The organism is Acidocella facilis ATCC 35904 (assembly GCF_000687875.1).
In the GTDB taxonomy this organism is placed as follows: Bacteria; Pseudomonadota; Alphaproteobacteria; order Acetobacterales; family Acetobacteraceae; genus Acidocella; species Acidocella facilis.
Map to the genome: position 1 here is coordinate 194,779 of NZ_JHYG01000006.1, position 17,892 is coordinate 212,670.

The following is a 17,892-nucleotide window of genomic DNA, read 5'->3' on the forward strand; positions in this document are numbered from 1 at the left end:
TTTTTGAATCAATGCCTGCAAACCCGGCAAACGCGTCGCGCCGGTGTGAACAGCCTACATGATGTAGGCTGTTCACGAGCCGAGATCCACAACCGGTCCGCTCGCGGTCAGCAGCGCGGAGAAGCGCCGGCCGGAGCCAGGGTTGGTCATCAGGATGGTATCGCCGATGCGCCCGGTCTGGTCCGCCACGGCATTGACGCTGACCACGACGCCGCCATCCTTCACCTGCACCGCCACCGTCTGCCCGGTGCTCACCACCACCGGCTGCGCCACCGCATCGCTGGTGATCACCGCCCCCGGCTGCAGCGAGAGCCGCGCCTGCGCGCCGATCAACTGCTGCGCCCCGGCGAAGGTCTGCCGGCCGGCGAACAGGCTGACGGGTTTTTCGGCGAGGCTGACATCATCTTCGCTCAGCGTCTGCCCGGCTTCGATGGGCCGGGCCGCGACCTCCACCAGCTGCTGCGCGGCGACATTGGCGGTGAGATACAGCACCCAGACCGGGGCGGGGCAGTGCACCGCCGCCTCCTGGTAAGGCGCGTTGCCGGTGATGGCGACGCTGAGCGGCGCGGTGCAGGCCGGCATGTAGGCGGCGGCCTTGGCTTGCGAGATGGTGACCTGCGCGCCTGGCGGGGCGAGGGCGAGGGCGGCCTGCTTCGCCGCCGCCACCACATCATCCGGGTTTTCATGCGCGCTGTCGGCAAGGGCGGGTCGCGCCATCACGCCAAGCGCGGGGCCGGCCAGGGCCAGGAGCAAAATCCGCTTCATTGCGCCGCCTCCAACAGGGCCTGCGGCTGCGCCCAGGGCGTGGGCAGCTCCTCCACCGAAGGCAGCGCCAGCGCGGCCTCCCTCGTGGCTTTGCCGGAGGCCAGCGTGCCGCGCAGATCCTTCACCGCGCAGAGCAGCCGGCTTTTCCAGAGCGACGCCGCCTGGCCCAGACGCTCGGCGGGCAGGCTGGCGGGGGTGTCCAGCCGCTGGTCGAGGATCAGATGCGCCCCGGCGGCGGCGGCGAGCAGGGTGAAATAGCAATCCCCCAAAGCCGCCTTGCCCGCCGGGCGCAGCAGCACATGCGGGGCCAGCCCGGCCAGATCCCGTGCCCAGAGCGCCTCGTCCAGATGCCGGGGCAGGCGCGTCACCTCGCCCTCATAGCTCGCGCCTGGCTGCTCGACGATGATCCAGCTCACCTCCTCGGCGGTCTCGTTGACCAGGGCCGTGAACCAGGACGGGGTATCGCCCTCGTCGAACCAGAGCACGCGCGGGCGGGTGTTCATGCCGGTGCCCAGGGTCAGGCTCTCCCAGTTGGCGCGGCGCAGGGCCGGGCGCCAGAGCTGCGGGGCGGGCGCGCCCAAAGCCCGCAGCGCGCCGACCAGGGCCGGGGAGGTGGCATAGACCGCCTGGGCCCGCTGCGCCGCCAGCTCCGCCCCCGGCCGGAGCGGCGCCGAGAACAAGGCGGTGTAGGGCGCATCGGCCAGAGGCGCGGTGCCGTCCGGGTTCACCCGCACCCAGCTGGCGGCATCGCGCCGGCCAAGCTCGGCGGCGGTCACCGGTTCCGGGCCCCAGCCGGCATCCAGCCGGGCGGTGGCGCGCAAGGCGCGGGCGGCGGCGAGGATCGGCTCCGCCCCCAGCCCCGGGCCGGTGAACAGCACCGAGGTCGCATCCTCCGGTGTGGGGGCGATGAAGCCGGTGCGGGTTTCCGGCACCAGCAGATCCTCGCGCAGCGAGAGGGCAGGGTGGTGGTAGGCATCGCGCCAGGGCAGGGCGGCGGCAGCCGGGCTGCCGGCGCGAAAGCGCCCCTCCTGGTCGATCTCGAAGATCGGCGTTGCCGCCTCGAAGCTGGCATCCGGGGTCCAGACCAGACGCTGGCCGCCAGCGCGCAGCTGGGCGCAGAGATCGATCCAGAACGCATCGCCGGAAAGCGCGCTGAAGGCGCAGCCGCGCAGCAGCTCGGTGCGGGCCAGCAGGCCGGGCGGGGTGATGGCGCTGGCTTCCTGGTCGACCAGCAGCCAGGCCCCCATGCGCCCGGAGTCCGGCGCGTAACCATGGCCAAGCCGCACCGGCGCGCCGATGACGATGGACCCTTGCAGCATTGGCTGGCTGGTGCCGCCGGCACCGGGCACCAGCGTGCGGCCACCGGCCATCGCCACGCCTGGATCCGCCAGCTTGGTGCGCAGCACGGACAGCCAGTCCGGCGTGGTGGGGGTGGCGCGGGCATCCAGAATGGCGAGATGCGGCGCCTCCACCAGCGCCAGCGCGGCGGCGAAGGCGGCCGCGCCGGTGGCGGTGATCGCCCGCACGCTCTGCCCCAGCCCGGCGCGTTGCGCGTCGATCTGCGCGAAATAATCCGCCACGTCCGGGCGCGGCGCGAAGGCGGCCAGGATGATCGGCAGCCTTGCCACCGGCGGCTCCAGCAGCGCGGTGAGGCGTTGATTGACGCTGGCGACATCCGCGCCGTCGCACAGCAGCAGGAGGGCGGTGCCGGGATCGGCGGCCTCCCGCTCATGCCGGAACAGCCCGACAAATTGCCGCTTGCCGATGGCGGCCGGCATGCCCAGCCGAGTGAGATGGGTGGCCAGCGCCGCTTCAGCGGCGGCGACGAAATCCTCCACCGCGATATCGTCGCGCCGTGCCGCATTGTCGCGCACGAACAGCGCCTCGGGCAGGCGCACGACGCGCGGCGCGGTCTCGCTCAGGCGCAGCTGGTAATCATATTCCTCAGCCCCGGCGCGGCTGCTATCGAACCCGCCAAGCCGCGTCAGTGTGGCGCCCTTGTACCAGACCCAGTCCCCCAGATAGGCGGATTGGCGCAGCCGGGTGACATCCCAGCCCGGCTTGTAGCGCACCCAGGGGGCGTCCGCGCTGGGCACGATCTCGTCGCAATAAAGCAGATCCGGCATCCCGGTGCGCGATGCCTCCAGGGCGAAGCGCTGCAGCGCGTCGGGGTCGAGCCTGTCGCCGGCATTCAGCGCCGCGACATAATCATAGTCGCCGGCCAGCGCGTTCAGCGTGGCGCAGAGCGTGGCACTCACCCCGCCCGGGGCGGCCGGGGCCTCGATGGTCTCGATGCCTTCCACCGTTGCCGGATCGACCGAGACCAGCCGGATCAGATCCGCCTGGCGCCATTGGCCTTGCAGCGTCGCCAGCGTCTCGCCGATGGCGCTGGCCCGCCCGCCGGGGGCGGCGATGACCACGGCGATGCGCGGCAGGATGGTCTGTTCGGCGCAGAGGCGCGCCAGACGGGCCTGGGCGGCATCGTCCAGCCGCTCGGGCGGGCGCAGCGCCGCCGCCGGGGCGGGGGCATTGGCCGCCGGCAGCTCCACCGGGCCGCCAAGGCCGGGCAGGGCGCGCAGCCGGCTATCGCGGATTTCCGCCAGGAAGCTGGCGATTTCGGCGGTCTGGGTGCCGATTTCATCCCACAAGGCCGGGCTGTGATCGCCAGCCTCGATCGCCTCCCACAGCCGCGCCACCAGCCGCTCCAGCGGCGGGTACAGCCCTTCCGCCGGCAGCGCCTTGCTGCGGTTCAGCTCGCCGGTGAGATAGGCTTTCGCCTGCGCCATGCCATCCGGGCGCAGCCTGGTCAGCGGCAGGCCGAGATCCGCCTCCAGCTGCCGGAAGCAGGCCTCGGGGTGCGCCAGCAAATGGCCATAAGTCAGCCAGCTGCGCTTCAGATGCCGGGCATTGCGCTCCGCCGCGGTGGCGTAGCCCAGCCAGAGCAGCAGCGCATGCGCGCGCGACAGCCCGTTCTTCAGCAGCTGGCTGGCGGCGGAGGTCGCGGGGTCGCGGAAAATATGCACCACATGCGGGGTGTGCCCGGCCTGGCGCACGGCGTTTTCGTAAAGCGGCAGCAAATGGCAGAGATGCGGATGCTTGATGCCCCAAAGCTTGGTCGCGGGCGGAAAGCGGCGGCGCAAAATCTGGTCCAGTCGGGCGGTGAAGCGCGCCAGCTCCGGGCGCGTATGCCAGCCTTCCGGCAACGCCGCGACATCGCCCCATTGCATGCCGAGGCTGTTCATCAGCTCCACATCGAACTGGATCAGCTCCGGAACCTCGTAGAAGCCCAGCGGATTATGCTCATTGGCGGCGGCTTCGCTCTGGATCTCGACACCGAGCTTGGTGAGCGCGCCCGAGAGGCCGGAGGTGCCGCTGCGATAATAGCCGACGATGAAGATCACATCAGACACGCTGGGAAATCCTTAGAGATACTGAAACAGGCTGAGGCCCTGCACGGCGGCGAAGCTTTTCATCGCCGCCTCCATCGCCGTCATGCTCTGGTCCAGATTGGTCAAGGCCGTCGGCATATCCACCGCCGTTGCCGCGTTGTCCGCGGTCTGGATGGTGGCGGAGGCGGTGGCGTTGCTGGTGCTGGCGGTCTGCACCGCCTGCAGCGTCACGCCGGTCTGCGCCTGGGCGGTGAGCACGTCGGACTGGTATTGCGCCAGCCCGGCCAGGCTCTGGTTCAGCGCCTGGCGCGTCTGCGCCGCCCCGGCGGCGCCACTGCCCGCGGTGCTCAGTGTGCTGACGAGATTCTGCAGCAGCGTGAACACGCTTTGCGGGCGCGAGGGGGAGAGGGTGAAGCTGTCGCCAGCCGCGGGGTTGCCCTGGATCTGGTAGCTGGAGCCGGCGACCTGGATGCTGGTGGTGCTGTCAGCCGCGCTGGAGACGGTGCCGCTGGCCACCACATTGCCGCTGGCATCCGTGGCGCTGTAGGTCATGCCGCTGGTGCCTTGCGCGAAGGCGATGGTGATGTTGCCGCTGCCCTGCTGGAAGGCGCTGGCCTGGGCGCTGTTGGCCACCCCTTCGGAGATCAGCGTGGCGGTGCCGGTATTGCTGCTGGCGGCGGCGATGCTGGCGGTGCCATCACCCGACAGGCCGGAGACGAAGACCTCGCCATTGGTCACCGCCGAGGCCTGGGCGCTGGGCGAAATCGAAGCCTGGCTGCTGCCGCCATCGCCGAGATAGATGATCTGGCCGGTGGTCGGGTCGCGCTGGAAGGGCTCGATGGAGCCGCGCGTGCCGGCGAACACGTAGGAGCCGCTGGTGCCTTGCGTGTTGGCGAGCGAGAGCATCTGCTGCTGGTCCACCTGCACCTGGGTGGCGAGGGAGGCCATGTCCTGCGGGTTGGTGGTGGCGTTCAGCGCTTGCTCGACCACCGATTGCACGGAATTCAGCAAGGCGCTGACGGAGCCGTAGGTATCCGAAACGGTGCCAAGCTGGGACTGGATCGCGGCCTGATTGGTGTTGTCGCTGGCGAGCGAGGCCACCTGATCCTGGCCGATGGCGGCGGCGGCGTAGGCGGCCGGGTTCTGGTCGGGCGTTTGCACCGCGAGGCCGGTGGAGATTTCCTGCTGCAGCAGACTGATCTGCGATTCCTGCTTGGCCAGCGAATTGCTGAAATTGGTGTAGAGAGAGAGATCCATTTTCAACGCTCCTTGCGGCGGGCGAGGGGGAGGGCGCGTTCGGCCCGGGTTTCGGCTTCCAGCGCGTCGCGGCGCCGGGCGGTATCGGTGGCACTGGCCAATTTGCGGCGCTGCGCCTGGGCTTCCAGCAATTGCGCGCGGGCGGTGGCGATGCTGGCCTCGGCGCGGACGGCGCTCTGGCCGACCTGCTCCAGCGCGCTCAACCCCGCCTCGGCGAACAGCCCGGCGCTGCGGATCTGCGCGGCACTCACGGTCTGGCCGGTCTGCACGCTGGCGGCGAGCCGGGCGCGGTAGGCATGCAGCACCTGCTGCTGGCCTTGCGCCTGCGCCAAAGCGGCCTGGGCGCGGCGCAGCGTCTCGGCGCGCTTCGCCTCCTCGGCCGCGGCCAGCACTTCCAGCTTGCTCAGCAATGAGGATTTCACGAGCTGGCCTCCATCAGCGCGGTGCGCAGCGCGGCCAGGCTCTGCGGGTAGGTGGCGGCTTCGGTGACGCCCTGGCGGATCACATCCTCCATCGCCGGGGCGCGCTTCAGCGCCTCGTCCAGCAGCTTGTCACGCCCCGGCGCGTAGGCGCCGAGATCGATGATGTCCTGTTTCTCCGCCCGCCGCGCCCAGAGCGCGCGGTAGCGCGCGGCCAGCGCCTTATGCTCCTCACCGATCAGCCCCGGCATCACCCGCGAGAGCGAGGCGGAAATGTCGATCGGCGGATACATCGCCGATTCCACGAGTTTTCGCGAGAGCACGATATGCCCATCCAGCACCGCGCGGGCGGTATCGGCGATCGGATCGCCGACATGATCGTCGCCTTCGACGAGAACAGTGTAGATCGCGGTGATCGAGCCCTGGCCGGGGCCGCCATTGCCGGCCCGCTCCACGTAGGCGGAAAGCGCGCCAAAAGCCGAAGGCGGATAGCCCTTCACCGCCGGCGGCTCGCCCGCAGCGAGGCCGATCTCACGCAGCGCCATCGCCAGGCGCGTCAGGCTGTCCACCACCAGCAGCACATTCTGCCCTTGCGCGCGGAAATATTCCGCCATTGCCGCCGCCCGGTAGGCGCCATGCACCCGCCCCAGCGCGGTATCATCCGCCGGCGAGGCGACGACGACGCAACGCGACCGCGCCGCGCCGAGATGATCCTCGATGAATTCGCGAATCTCGCGCCCGCGCTCGCCGATCATCGCCACCACCACCACATCGGCCTTGGCGTTGCGCGCCATCATGCCGAGCAAAGTGGTCTTGCCAACGCCCGAGCCCGCGAACAGGCCGATGCGCATACCCCGGCCCATCGTGTTCAGCGCATCGATGGCGCGCACGCCGGATTCGAAAACCTCTTCGATGCGGGCACGATGCATCGGATTCACCGGGCGCCCGCGCAAGGGCCAGCTGGCGGTCAGCGCGGGCGGCGCCAGCCCGTCCAAAGGCGCGCCGTGCCCATCCAGCACCCGGCCCAGCAACGCCTCGCCAACCAGAGGCGCGGTGCCGGTGGCATCCACATGCACCCGCGCGCCGCGGGCGATGCCGCGCGTGCCCTGTTCGGCCATCACCAACAGCCCGTCAGCCTCGAAGCCGACCACCTCGGCCGGTAGGCTGGCACTCTCCCCTTCGATCAGACAGCGCGCGCCCACCGGCGCGCGGACGCCGCTGACATGCAAAATCTCGCCATTGGCGCGCACAATACGGCCATAGCGTCGAGCCTGGGCGACGCCACCCAGACCGTCGAGCCGCGCGCGCGCCTGCGCCTGCACATTCGCCATGTTGAGGCTCATGATGCCTCCTCTTCGGCAAACTCATCGGCTGGGGCAGCCGTTTCCGGCAGGCCGAGCGAAGCCGCCACCGCCGCGAGCCGGCTGGGCAGCGTCGCATCCCACTCGGTGCGGTTGACCGGATCGCCATCGGGCCAGAGCAGCTCGACGCGCGCGCCGCCGCGCTCAATTGCCGCGTCATGGCGGAGCGTGACCGTCTGTAGATCGAGAAGATCCTGTACGGGCTTGGCATCTTCCGGATGAAGGGTCAGCACCAGGCTTTGCCGCGGGGCGCGCTCGGCGGCGGCTTCCTCCAGCAATTGCGCCACCAGCCGGGCCAGACCCTCCGGCCGGGCGATGGCTTCCACGCCGATCACATGCCGGGCGATGATCATCGCGAGATTGGTGGCGAGTTCGGCGAGTTCGGTTTCCTTCTTTGCCAGAGGGGCGGCGAGCTGCGCGGCGGCGGCGCGCAACGCCTTCGCCGCGTCGTCCAGCGCCTGGGTTTTCGCCGTGTAGGAAGCGCGGCCTTCGGCTTCGCCCTTGGCCAGGCCTTGCGCTTGCGCCTCGTCCCGCAGCCGTGCCAGCGCCGCGCGCACGCGCGCGTCAATCTCCGCCTCCTGTGCCGCCGGGTTGGGCGGTGGCGGCGATGCAGGCACGCTGCTGTTGATGCGGCGGAATACCATCAGCCTTCGTCCGCCGGCCGGCTAAGGAGTGTGAGGCCGCGCCGTATGTAGGCGAGCAGGATGGCCCCCACCGGCAGCGCCAGCGCCAGCACCGCGTAGGCGACGAGGCCTGTGGCCAGCGCCCCGGCCAGCCACACCGCGATGGACGGAAGGCTGAACCAGGAGGGCTGCGTGGCGGCGGCGCGCAGACACATGATGGCGATGACGACGAGCCCCGGCTTCAACGGCAGGCCGCAGGATTTTCCTGAAGATTTCTTCGCTTTTGCCATGATCCTGCCCTACTTCGCCGCCGCCGGCGCGGCCTTGCTGCCGGGGTCCGGCGCGTGAATGACGATAACGACACGCCGGTTCTGCTCGCGCCCATCGGCATTGTCGTTGCTGGCGATGGGATCGAACTCGCCAAAGCCCTGCGCCGCCAGTTGCTCGCCGCCGATGCCGGCATTCTGGAACAGCTCCACCACGCTCACCGCGCGCGCCGCCGAGAGTGCCCAGTTAGAGGAGAATTGCGCATCATGAATCGGCTGATTATCCGTGTAGCCGCCAACGAAAATCTTGAATTTCGGCGGCAGGCTGGTCAGGCTCGCGGCAATCTGTTTCAGCAGCGTCTGCGCGGAGGGGGTCAGCGTCGACTGGCCGGAGGAGAACAGCACGGAATCATTCAGCCGGATGGTCAGCGTCAGCGGGTCACTCTGCATGCCGACCTGATGCGCGCCGATCATCGGCTGCAGCATTTTCGAGAGCTGGTTCTGGGCATTCTGCAATTGCAGCATATCCTGCGTCAGCTGATGGATCATCTGCTTCTGCACCGGCGTGTTGGCGGAGGCCGGCGATTCCACCGGTTTGGGCACAGGCGAGGGCTGGTGATTCATCACGCCGCGATCCGCCGAGCTTTCGGCTTTGATCATGCCCGGCGGGGCGTGGAAGGCCTTCAGGAAGCTTTGCGCTTCCTCGTCCATCTTGTGCTTGTCACGCACCGAGGACGCATAGAGCACCACGAAAAACGCCAGCAGCAGCGTGATGAAATCCGCGTAGGAGATCACCCAGCGCTCATGATTGCCATGGCTCTCCTTGCGTTTTTTCCGGCGCGGGGCGGGCGCGTGGGACATCAGGCGGCTTCCATCTCGGCCGCGGGCGTCTCAGCCTCGGCGGCGGCGGCGGCGGGGGCGATGTCCTTCGGCTTGCCGGGGATGACTGTGAGCAGTTCGTCGCGGATCACCGAGGCTGGCTTCTGCTGGGCCAGCATGACGAAACCATCGACGAGGATGAAGCGGGCATGTTCGGTCTCCTCGGCGATGGCGGCCAGGCGCGCGCCCATCGGGAGGTAGAACAGATTCGCGGTGCCCACGCCATACACGGTGGCGATGAAGGCGGTGGCGATGCCAGCACCCAGCAGTTCCGGATGGTTCAGCTCCATCATCACATGGATCAGCCCCAGCACCGCGCCCATCACCCCGATGGTCGGCGAAAACCCGCCGGCGGATTCCCAGAATTTTGCCGGTAGATGCTCGGCCGCGCCGAGTGTTTCCACCATCACCGTCAGCTTCTCGCGCAAGGCCGGCGCCGGGGTGTTATCGACGATCAGCTGCAAAGCCTTGGCCTGCAGCGGGTCTTTCTGCTGCTCGATGAAGGGTTCCAGCGCCAGCGTGCCCTGTTGGCGTGACAAGGCGGCCCATTCGGTGATGCGCACGACGAATTCATGCAGATCCACCTTCGGCGGTTTCACCAGCCAGCCCGCGCCCTTGATGCCTTTCAGCAGACCGCCTACCCCGAACTGCACCATCAACGCCGCCAGCGTACCGCCCAGCACGATGATGCAGGCGGTGAGGCTGAACAGCGAGGAGAGCGGGTCGTTATCCGAGACCGCGCCGAGCACGACAACGAGAATTCCGCAGATGAGGCCGAGAACGCTGGTCATGTGGCGGGAACTCCTTCAAGCTTGGCGCGCACCAGGGTAGAGAGCCGCGCCAGCGCCCGGGCGCGCAGCTTGGAGGCGTAGCTGTCGCTGACATCCAGCACCAGGGCAATTTCGCGGTTATTCAACTCTTCAAAAAAATGCAGCGCCAGCATCTGATATTCCTCAGGCTCCAGCTCGCGCAGCGCTTCCACCAGCACACCCTGGCGCTCGCTCTGCAGCATCAGGCTCAGCGGATCTTCCGGCAGCATGCCGTTTTCCTCGGCATGCAGATCGATCATCGTCTCATCCGTGCCTTGCGTGAAACGGAAGCTTTTCGAACGGCGCAGCCCGTCCAGCATCGCGCCCTTGATGCGCCGCATCGCGTAGGTCTGGAAGGTGACGCCGTAGGCGTCCTCGAACCGGCCATGCGCCTCCAGCAGGCCGACCGCACCCCATTGCAGCAGATCATCCAGCTCCGCCCAGGGCATGCGGGATTTCAGCAGCAAGGCGGTGCGCTTGATCCAGTTGCCGTAGGTTGGCATGTCGGCGGCGCAGATCTCAGCCATGGGCGGCGCCCGGCTCGGCCACCTGCACCACCTGCATCGGCATGCTGGGTGGAATTTCATCCAGCGAGAGCACCGGCAGCGTTCCGGCGATCACCCGCGCCACGGCGCGGCGCAGCGGGGCTTGCGTCACCAGCACCGGACGCAGCCCTTTCGCCTTCATCGCGGCATTCGCGGCCTCGGCGGCCTGGCGCAGATGCGCGGCACTTTCCGGCTCAATCTCGCCGGCGGCGGCTGTGTCCTTGCCGGCACGCAGCGATTTCGAAACCAGCTCCTCCAGCCGCTGCGGCAGCACCGCGACTTTCAGCACGCTCTCCTGCCCGGCGGCCTGGGCGACGATGAAGCGGCCGAGGCGCATGCGCACGGCAGCCAGCAGCCGCTCCGGATCCTTGATGCCGGTATCGGCGGATTCCACCATCGCCTCGGCGATGCGCTCGAAATCGCGCACCGGCACCTCTTCCGCCAGCAGCCCCTGCAGCACCTGGCGCACCAGCCCGGCGGCCATCGCGGCGCGTAGGTCTTCGGCCAGGCGCGGCGTGGTTTCAGCGAGTTTGGTGAGCAAGCCTTCCACCTGCGGGCGGCCCAGCAGCTCGGCGCCGTAGCGCTTTAGCACCTCGGCGAAATGCGTGGCGATGGCGGAGGAGGCATCCACCACCGTGTAGCCAAGCTCCTCGGCCTGGGCGATGGCGGTTTGCGGAATCCACACCGCCGGCTGGCCGAAGGCGGGGTCTTTCACATGCCGGCCGATTTTCAGCCTGTCGATGACCAGATTGCCTTCGATCGCCAGCCATTGATTGGGCCAGGCCTCGCCGCCGCCAATCGCTGCCCCGCGCAATGTGAAGCGGTAGGCATTCGGCGGCAGGTCCGAGGAATCCCTGATATGCACGGCGGGGATCAAAAATCCCATGGCGCGGCCATAGCGCTGGCGCACCGCGGTGAGGCGGCCGAGCAGCTTGCCTTCGCCAGCCGCCACCAAAGGCGCCAGGGCAAAGCCGATGCTCATGCCCAGCGGATCGACGCCGGTGACATCCGCCAGCGCGTCCGGCTTGGCTTCGGCTTTGGCACCCTTGGCGGCCCCGGCGGCTTCCGGCTGGGCCAACGCCTCGCGCGCCTGGCGCGCGGCCCGCCAGGCGGCGAAGCCCAGCGCCCCACCCAGCGCGAAGAAGGGCAGATGCGCCATGTCCGGCATCAGCCCGATGGCGATGGTGATCGCCGCGGCCAGCGCCAGCGCCTGCGGATATTTCCAGAGCTGGGATTTGATCTGCGCGCCGATATCCTCGCCGGTGGCAACCCGCGTCACCACCAGACCCGCCGCCACCGAGATGGTCAGAGACGGGATCTGTGCCGCCAAGCCATCGCCTACCGTCAGCAGCGTGTAGGTGCGCGCGGCATCGCCCAAAGGCAGCCCGGCCTGCAGCGTGCCGATGATCAGCCCGCCGATCATGTTGATCGCCAGAATGATCATCGCCGCGATCACGTCGCCGCGCACGAATTTCGAGGCGCCATCCATGGCCCCGAAAAAATCCGCCTCCCGGCGCAGCATGTCGCGCCGGCGCTCCGCCGCCTGCGGGGTGAGCACGCCAGCATTGATCTCGGCGTCGATCGCCATCTGCCGGCCCGGCAGGCTGTCCAGCATGAAGCGGGCCGAGACTTCCGCGACGCGCGAGGCGCCCTTGGTCACCACCACGAAATTGATGATGATCAAAATCACAAAGATGATGCCGCCGACGACATAGTTGCCGCCCACGGCGAATTGCCCGAAGGCCTCGATCACATGCCCCGCCGCGCCCGGCCCGCTGGCGCCGTTGAGCAGAATGGCGCGCGCGGTGGCGACATTCAGCGCCAGGCGCATCAGTGTCGTCGCCAGCAAGATCGAGGGGAAGGCCGAGAATTCAGCCGGCGAGGCGATGTAGAGCGAGGCGCCCAGGATGACCAGGCCGGCGGAGATATTGATGGCAAAGAGCAGCGAGATCGCCGCCGGCGGCAGCGGCACCACCAGCATGACGAGGATCAGCAGGACCAGGATCGGCCCCGCGAACTGCGCCGCGTTCAGCTTGGGAAAACCGGAGAGGGCGGCGGCCTCAGCCATGCACCAGCCCCGGAATCGCGCCGAACAGATGCAACGCGTAATGCTCCACCCCGCCCAGCATCATCGGCCCGGCGAGCGAGGTGAGCACCGCCACCCCGGCCAGCTTCAACACGAAGGGCACCGAGGCTTCCTTCACCTGCGTCGCGGTCTGCAGCGCGCCGGTGACAACGCCGATCACCAGCAGCAGCAGCAGGATCGGCCCCGCCAGCTCCGCAAAGGCGATCCAGGCGCCGGCATCGACATCGCTATTGGTCATTCGGCCGCCTCTTGCTGCGGCTCGGTCTCGGCTTCGGCCTCGCCGGCCAGGCCGGTGATGCGGATGCCGTAGCGCTCGCCATCGCCGATGGCGACAACCTCGCCATGCGCCAGCTTCAGCCCGTTGGCGTAAATCACCAGCGGCTCGCCGACGCGCTGGTCCAGCGCGATCACCTGGCCCTGGCGCAAGGCCCGCATCTCCTTCACGCTGAGCGCCGCGCGGCCCAGCTCCACGGCGATGGCCACCTGCACGCGGTCGAGCAGCTTGCTGCCATCCAGCGCGTGGCCCTGGCCGGGCAGCGGGCTCAGTGGCTCAAGCGCGATCTCGGGGGGGGTGTCGGTCATGGTCTGTCCCTTCTGGAGGTCCTGGCCGGGGCTCACCCGGCAGGCGATGGCGCCTTCGAACTGGCCATACTCGGCCCGGAAAAGATCCACCCCGCCGGAGACGGCGATGGCTTCCGGCAGCAGGCTGAGCGGCAGCAGCGCGCCCGGCCGCAGCGCGCTGACCAGCGACATCGGCAGATGCCCGCGGGCGATTTCGAAACAGAGCGGCAGCTTCACCGCCTCGCTGCTGGCGGCCAGGCGCGCGGCCCAGCCCTCATCGGCGGCGTTGCGGGCATTCGCGCCACTCTGCGCCAGCAGCTTCTGCTCCAGCGCATCCAGCGGGGCGAAGGGCAGGGCGATGGTGATGCGCCCCTGGCCGAGCGCGGTTTCGAACTGGCCGGTGATCTCGATCATCCAATCCTGCGCCTCGGCGACGCCCAGCATCGCATGCGCGGTCTCGTAGCTGGAGGCGAGCAGCGGCGCGATGCCGAGCGGGGCGAGGGAGTCGGAGGCGGATTTATACACCGCCTCGATCAGCTGCCGGCCGATGCGCAGCTCCATCGCCGAAAGATCATGCGCCGGGGCGCTGGAGGGGATGGAGGCGCCGCACATGCCATCGACGATGGCGCCCAGCAGCGCCCCGTCCAGCGCCAGCAGCGCGCGCCCGCGCAAGGGGGCGAGATCCGCATGGCCGGCCAGCAGCACATCCGGCAGCCGCTCCAGCACCGCCTCATGCGGGGCGATGCCGGTTTTGCTGGAGAGCAGCGAGACCGGGCTGCGGGTGGTCTTGAACAAAGCCAGCGCGATCTGGCGCATGAAGCGCGCCGAGAGCGTCTCCATCAGCCCCGGCCGCAGCCCCGGGGCGCGGACATGGTTGAGCAGGTCCAGCGGTTTGATGTCGGTTGGGTCGCGCAGCAAGGCGCTGGGGGCGTCAAGCATAGGCGCGCACCCCGGTATCGGTGGTCACAGGAGCGGGGGCCGGCGCGGCGCTGGCGCTCTGCGCCGGGCGCTGGACTTGCGGCTGGGCGGGGGCCTGCTGGCCCTGGCCGCCGGAACTCACATCCGCCTGGCCGAGGCTGAGCCCGGCATTGCCCACCGCCTGGCGGAACCCGTCCATGCCGTTATGCAGCGCCTGCGCGGCATGGGCGGTGCTGGGGATGAAGGTGACGTTGAGCTGCCCGGTGGCGCTGAGGCCGAGATTGATGGTGAGCTGGCCGAGATCCGGCGGGTCGAGCCGCAGCGTCGCCTGGGACTGGCCGTGCTGGTGCAAAGCCGAGACCGTCGCGGCGAGGGCGGCCGGGGCGAGCGAGGTCGCCTCCAGCCCGGTGCTGGCGGTGATGGGCGTGGTGGTGGCGGCCTGGGTGGTGGTGGCATTGGCCTGTGCGGTGCCGGGGGCGGCCATGGCCAGGGCGGCTGGCAGCGGGGCGGTGGTGCTGGTGGCGCTGGCGGTGGGCAGGCTGGCGGTGCCGGGCAGGGCGCTGTCTTTGCCTTTCACACTGGGGGTGACGGCAAGGGCGGCGGCGGGTGCGGCGCTGGCCGCCGGGGCAGGGGCGGCGGCGCTGGTGGAGGCGGTGGCGGAAGCGGGGGCGCTGGCCGCGCGCGGGGTGGGTTGCGGGGCGCTGACGCTGGGCTGGGCCACGTCCTGCGCGGCATCCTTCGCGGTGGCCACTGCGGGCGGTGTCGGGGCCTGATCGTTGGCGGGGGGCGCGTCGGCGGGCGCGTCGGCGGTGAGGGTGGGGCTGGATTTGGCGGTCCCGCTGCTGGCGGCGTTGCCGGTTGCGGGCGCGCTGACTTCGCTCTTGCCGGCGGCGCTGCTGGCGGCCTTGCTGTCCGCCTTGCTCTCGGTCTTGCTGGGTGGGGCGGCGGGCTGGCTCTGGCCGCTCGCCACCCCCAGCACCAAAGCGGCGAGCGCGCCGAGGCCGTTATTGTCGCTGCCATCCTCATGCTTATGCGGGCCAGCGCTCTGGCTGGCGTCGCTGGCGCTGGCGGTGGCGGCGTGAGTCGTCGTCGAGTCGGTGGGGTTGGCGGGCGTCTGGCCGGTGGCGGGCTGGTCGGTCGGCGGCGCGCTGTCGCGGCTCTGTGTGACGTCACGTCTCTCGGCGGCAGGCTGCGGGGCAGGCGGCGTGCTGCTTTGCTGGGCCGTCTGCAAGGCGCTGCTCCAGTCATCGGACGCGCCACCGGCATTTTGCGCGGCGTCGGCCGGCGCGCTCTGCATGTAGGAAGTGGCGTTCTGCGGGGAGACGCTCTGGATGCCAGCGCTCTGCATATTATAGCCGCTCTCGGCCGGCATCGCGTTGCTGGGCGGGAGCGCCTGCATCAGAGCAGCTCCTCGCTGGCGCGCACTGCGATCTTGCCTTCTTCCGCCAGCCGCAGCGCCACCGCGACGATTTCCGCTTGCGCCGCCAGCACATCGGCGCGGCGCAGGCCGGGGCCGCCGGTCAGCTCCTCGTTCAGCACCTCGCGCTGGCGCGCCGAGATATTGGCGAAGAAGCGCTCCTTCAGCTCCGTATCCGCCAGCCGCAGCGCCGGGGCCAGCAGCTCCGGCGAGATCTCGCGCAACAGCATCCGCAACGCCGCATCCGGCAGGCGCACCAGATCCGGGAAGGTGAACAAATTCTCGCGGATCTTTTCCGCCGTCGGGCTGTCATGCGCCTCGATGCCGCCCAGCACCTGCTGCATCTTATCCGCCTGCAGCTGGTTGAGGATTTCCGCCGCCAGCTTCGGCCCGCCGAGATTGGCGACGCGCTTGCCGCCGGAGGCCGCCGCCTGCATCATCTCATCGACCATCTGCTGCAATTCCAGCACCGCGTTGGGCGAGACCACATCCAGGATGGAGAAGCGATACAGCGCCTCCGCCGCCAGCTCCTCGGGCAGGAAGGTGAGCATCTCGGCGGCGATTTCCTGCGGAATATGCGCCAGCAGCAAAGCGATGGTCTGCGGCCGTTCATTCGCCATCTGCACCGCCAGGGTCTGCGGGTCGCATTGCGCCGGCAGCTGGAAGGCGCGGGTGGCGTTCTGGCGGGCCAGCCTACGCAAAATCTCACGCGCCTGCGCTTCGCCGAAGGCGTTGATCAGCGTGCGGTGCAGGAATTTCAGCGCCGGGCCGCTCAGGCCCTGCTCGCCCATATCCGCGACGAAACGCTGCATCACCTGGTTGCGCAGGCCAAAGGGCACGTTGCGCATCGCCGTCATCGCGGTGGAGATCTTGGTCACCAGCGCGTCGTCCATCTCGCGCAGCACCAGTGCCGCGGCCTCTTCGCCCAGCTCCTGCAGCACCACCGCCACACGCTCGACGCCGCTCAGCGGATCCGCCGGCGGCATCGGAGCCAGTTTAACGGTAGGTTTGGAGGCGGTAACGCTCATCGCTCCTTCCCCTCCGCATCATCGGCCCAGCTTTGCAGCAGGCTGGCGACCCCGCGCGGGTTCTGCGCCACCTGTTCACGCAGCGGGGTGAAATTCACCGCCGGGGTGATCATCTCCGGCCGCAGCACCGGCGGCGGTGCTGGCGGCGGTGGCGGTAGCGGCGGGGTGAGGATGGCTTTCAGATCCACACTCTTCAGCCGGCGCGAGAGCGGCAGCGCCAGGCCGAACAGCACGAACAAGGCCGCCAGCAGCTCCAGCGCCGCATGGGTGAGCGCACCGCTGGACTCTCCCAGCACCGCGCCGCTGCCGATCGGCTGCGCATGGAAGGGCGCGGCCAGCACATTCACGCTGACGGCGGGATAGGAGAAGGCGCTGGCGATGGCGCTCTTCACCTGCGCGGTGGAAAGCTGGCCCAGCGCCGCCTGGTTGAGCACCACCGAGACCGCGATGCCCTTCACCGCCCAATCCGGATGGGTGATGTCGCTGTCGCTGACATCGTTCTGGTAGGTCTGGTCCTGCTGGCTGCTGACCTGCTGCGGGCTTTGCGCGCCTTGGGCGCTGGCGGTGCTGGCGGGGCTGGTTGCCGGGGCGCCGCCGGCTTGGGTTGGCACCGGCGCCGGATTGGCGGTGGTGGCGGCCGGCGGCTGGTTGGAGAGCGCGCCGGGAATGCCGATGGCGGCGGCCTGGGTGGCGCCGCTCTGCTGGGAGCTGTCCTGCACCGCATGCTGCACCAGATGGCCGGGACCATAGAGCGTCTGATGCGTGCGGACCTGGGTGAAATCCACATCCGCGCCGATGCCGGTGCGAAAATTCCCAGCGCCGACCAGCGGGGTTAGAATATCCGCGACGCGCGCCGCGGCCTGCGCCTCGATATCGCCAGTGGTGGCGAGCTGGGCGGCGTTGCCGGCCGCCCCGGTCTGCGGAAACACCGTGGCGCCGGCGGTGGTCTCGACCGTGATCTGCTCCGGCGTCATCCCCGGCACCGCGCCGGCGACCAGCCCGGCGATCGCCACACCCTGCGCCTGCGCGGCGGCGGGCGCGGCGTCGATCACCACCGAGGCGGAGGGTTTCGGCTGGTCGGCCAGGAACGGCGTCTGCGCCGGGATCGCCAGAAAGACCTGCGCCGCGCGCACGCCCTGCAGCCCTTCGATGGAATGCTGCAGCGAGAGTTCCAGCGCCTGATTGCCCATCGCCTGCTGCGCCTGGTCGGAGGCGGTCATCGGCGCGTTTTCCACCTGCGTCCAGGCATTATTCACATCATCGCCCGGCACCTGGGCGGCGCCGAGCTGCAGCCGGGCCTGCGCCAGCTGCGGGGCCGGCACCAGGATCACATCCCCGGCCTCGCGCAATTGATAGGGTATGCCGAGCTTCTGCAGCGTCGCGATCACCTTGCCGCCTTCGGCCGGGCTCAAGCCTTCTTCCAGCACCGCGTAGGGCGGCGAGGAGAATTCCAGCCAGCCGACCAGCGCCGCCGAGGCGGCGATGACAGCCCCGCCCGCCAGCAGCAGGCGCGGCGCCTGCGCGGCCTGGGTACGCACCCGAACGAGCTGCGTGCGCCAATCGGCCATC

At 69.4% G+C, this 17,892-nt stretch carries 16 protein-coding genes; all 16 read right to left on the reverse strand.

The annotated features are described in order from the left end of the window. Positions 1 to 72: 72 nt before the first annotated feature. The 16 genes from flgA to T331_RS0109995 are packed head-to-tail and all read right to left on the reverse strand — an operon-like array spanning position 73 to position 17,891. Positions 73 to 765: a flagellar basal body P-ring formation chaperone FlgA gene (gene flgA / locus T331_RS0109915; RefSeq protein ID WP_026439901.1), complete on the reverse strand. Its 693-nt coding sequence runs from the start codon at positions 763 to 765 to the stop codon at positions 73 to 75. Further along, positions 762 to 4,175 carry a hypothetical protein gene (locus tag T331_RS0109920; RefSeq protein ID WP_155992677.1) on the reverse strand — a complete coding sequence of 1,138 codons (3,414 nt, stop codon included), beginning with the start codon at positions 4,173 to 4,175 and terminating at the stop codon, positions 762 to 764. Before T331_RS0109920 ends, flgA begins: the two co-directional genes overlap by 4 nt. Before the next feature lie 12 nt (positions 4,176 to 4,187). Continuing rightward, entirely contained in the window at positions 4,188 to 5,411 is a 1,224-nt protein-coding gene (flgL, locus tag T331_RS0109925; RefSeq protein ID WP_026439903.1) for a flagellar hook-associated protein FlgL, read from the reverse strand. A 2-nt stretch (positions 5,412 to 5,413) separates the two neighbouring features. Further along, a complete protein-coding gene (locus tag T331_RS0109930) occupies positions 5,414 to 5,833 on the reverse strand; it encodes a hypothetical protein (RefSeq protein WP_008495549.1) in 420 nt (139 codons plus the stop codon). Further along, positions 5,830 to 7,173 (reverse strand): FliI/YscN family ATPase, encoded by a 1,344-nt coding sequence (locus tag T331_RS0109935; protein WP_026439904.1) that lies wholly within the window; start codon positions 7,171 to 7,173, stop codon positions 5,830 to 5,832. The genes T331_RS0109930 and T331_RS0109935 overlap by 4 nt, the downstream gene beginning before the upstream one ends. Next, positions 7,170 to 7,835 (reverse strand): FliH/SctL family protein, encoded by a 666-nt coding sequence (locus tag T331_RS0109940; protein WP_026439905.1) that lies wholly within the window; start codon positions 7,833 to 7,835, stop codon positions 7,170 to 7,172. Before T331_RS0109940 ends, T331_RS0109935 begins: the two co-directional genes overlap by 4 nt. Further along, positions 7,835 to 8,104, reverse strand: coding sequence for a hypothetical protein (locus T331_RS0109945; protein ID WP_155992678.1), 270 nt, complete (start codon positions 8,102 to 8,104; stop codon positions 7,835 to 7,837). Before T331_RS0109945 ends, T331_RS0109940 begins: the two co-directional genes overlap by 1 nt. A 9-nt stretch (positions 8,105 to 8,113) precedes the next feature. Further along, a complete protein-coding gene (locus T331_RS0109955) occupies positions 8,114 to 8,941 on the reverse strand; it encodes a flagellar motor protein MotB (RefSeq protein ID WP_035179802.1) in 828 nt (275 codons plus the stop codon). Then, positions 8,941 to 9,750, reverse strand: coding sequence for a MotA/TolQ/ExbB proton channel family protein (locus tag T331_RS18015; protein WP_051622303.1), 810 nt, complete (start codon positions 9,748 to 9,750; stop codon positions 8,941 to 8,943). Before T331_RS18015 ends, T331_RS0109955 begins: the two co-directional genes overlap by 1 nt. After that, positions 9,747 to 10,295: a sigma-70 family RNA polymerase sigma factor gene (locus T331_RS0109965; RefSeq protein ID WP_008495556.1), complete on the reverse strand. Its 549-nt coding sequence runs from the start codon at positions 10,293 to 10,295 to the stop codon at positions 9,747 to 9,749. Before T331_RS0109965 ends, T331_RS18015 begins: the two co-directional genes overlap by 4 nt. Then, positions 10,288 to 12,381 carry a flagellar biosynthesis protein FlhA gene (locus T331_RS0109970; RefSeq protein ID WP_026439908.1) on the reverse strand — a complete coding sequence of 698 codons (2,094 nt, stop codon included), beginning with the start codon at positions 12,379 to 12,381 and terminating at the stop codon, positions 10,288 to 10,290. Before T331_RS0109970 ends, T331_RS0109965 begins: the two co-directional genes overlap by 8 nt. Beyond that, on the reverse strand, positions 12,374 to 12,637 hold the full coding sequence (locus T331_RS18020) for a flagellar biosynthetic protein FliQ (protein ID WP_008495558.1): 264 nt from the start codon (positions 12,635 to 12,637) through the stop codon (positions 12,374 to 12,376). Before T331_RS18020 ends, T331_RS0109970 begins: the two co-directional genes overlap by 8 nt. Continuing rightward, positions 12,634 to 13,899 carry a FliM/FliN family flagellar motor switch protein gene (locus T331_RS0109980; protein ID WP_008495559.1) on the reverse strand — a complete coding sequence of 422 codons (1,266 nt, stop codon included), beginning with the start codon at positions 13,897 to 13,899 and terminating at the stop codon, positions 12,634 to 12,636. The genes T331_RS18020 and T331_RS0109980 overlap by 4 nt, the downstream gene beginning before the upstream one ends. Beyond that, positions 13,892 to 15,277, reverse strand: coding sequence for a flagellar hook-length control protein FliK (locus T331_RS0109985; protein WP_026439910.1), 1,386 nt, complete (start codon positions 15,275 to 15,277; stop codon positions 13,892 to 13,894). Before T331_RS0109985 ends, T331_RS0109980 begins: the two co-directional genes overlap by 8 nt. Beyond that, entirely contained in the window at positions 15,277 to 16,323 is a 1,047-nt protein-coding gene (locus tag T331_RS0109990) for a flagellar motor switch protein FliG (RefSeq protein WP_234731641.1), read from the reverse strand. The genes T331_RS0109985 and T331_RS0109990 overlap by 1 nt, the downstream gene beginning before the upstream one ends. Then, positions 16,320 to 17,891 carry a flagellar M-ring protein FliF C-terminal domain-containing protein gene (locus T331_RS0109995; protein WP_026439911.1) on the reverse strand — a complete coding sequence of 524 codons (1,572 nt, stop codon included), beginning with the start codon at positions 17,889 to 17,891 and terminating at the stop codon, positions 16,320 to 16,322. Before T331_RS0109995 ends, T331_RS0109990 begins: the two co-directional genes overlap by 4 nt. Position 17,892: the final 1 nt, after the last annotated feature.

What these genes read in the sequence shown, in the direction of transcription:
- flgL (WP_026439903.1), bottom strand. Translation starts at nt 5,411, where the DNA reads ATGGATCTCTCTCTCTACACCAATTTCAGCAATTCGCTGGCCAAGCAG.
- T331_RS0109970 (WP_026439908.1), bottom strand. Translation starts at nt 12,381, where the DNA reads ATGGCTGAGGCCGCCGCCCTCTCCGGTTTTCCCAAGCTGAACGCGGCG.
- T331_RS0109965 (WP_008495556.1), bottom strand. Translation starts at nt 10,295, where the DNA reads ATGGCTGAGATCTGCGCCGCCGACATGCCAACCTACGGCAACTGGATC.
- T331_RS0109985 (WP_026439910.1), bottom strand. Translation starts at nt 15,277, where the DNA reads ATGCAGGCGCTCCCGCCCAGCAACGCGATGCCGGCCGAGAGCGGCTAT.
- T331_RS0109945 (WP_155992678.1), bottom strand. Translation starts at nt 8,104, where the DNA reads ATGGCAAAAGCGAAGAAATCTTCAGGAAAATCCTGCGGCCTGCCGTTG.
- T331_RS0109995 (WP_026439911.1), bottom strand. Translation starts at nt 17,891, where the DNA reads ATGGCCGATTGGCGCACGCAGCTCGTTCGGGTGCGTACCCAGGCCGCG.
- T331_RS0109980 (WP_008495559.1), bottom strand. Translation starts at nt 13,899, where the DNA reads ATGCTTGACGCCCCCAGCGCCTTGCTGCGCGACCCAACCGACATCAAA.
- T331_RS18015 (WP_051622303.1), bottom strand. Translation starts at nt 9,750, where the DNA reads ATGACCAGCGTTCTCGGCCTCATCTGCGGAATTCTCGTTGTCGTGCTC.
- flgA (WP_026439901.1), bottom strand. Translation starts at nt 765, where the DNA reads ATGAAGCGGATTTTGCTCCTGGCCCTGGCCGGCCCCGCGCTTGGCGTG.
- T331_RS0109935 (WP_026439904.1), bottom strand. Translation starts at nt 7,173, where the DNA reads ATGAGCCTCAACATGGCGAATGTGCAGGCGCAGGCGCGCGCGCGGCTC.
- T331_RS0109955 (WP_035179802.1), bottom strand. Translation starts at nt 8,941, where the DNA reads ATGTCCCACGCGCCCGCCCCGCGCCGGAAAAAACGCAAGGAGAGCCAT.
- T331_RS0109940 (WP_026439905.1), bottom strand. Translation starts at nt 7,835, where the DNA reads ATGGTATTCCGCCGCATCAACAGCAGCGTGCCTGCATCGCCGCCACCG.
- T331_RS18020 (WP_008495558.1), bottom strand. Translation starts at nt 12,637, where the DNA reads ATGACCAATAGCGATGTCGATGCCGGCGCCTGGATCGCCTTTGCGGAG.
- T331_RS0109990 (WP_234731641.1), bottom strand. Translation starts at nt 16,323, where the DNA reads ATGAGCGTTACCGCCTCCAAACCTACCGTTAAACTGGCTCCGATGCCG.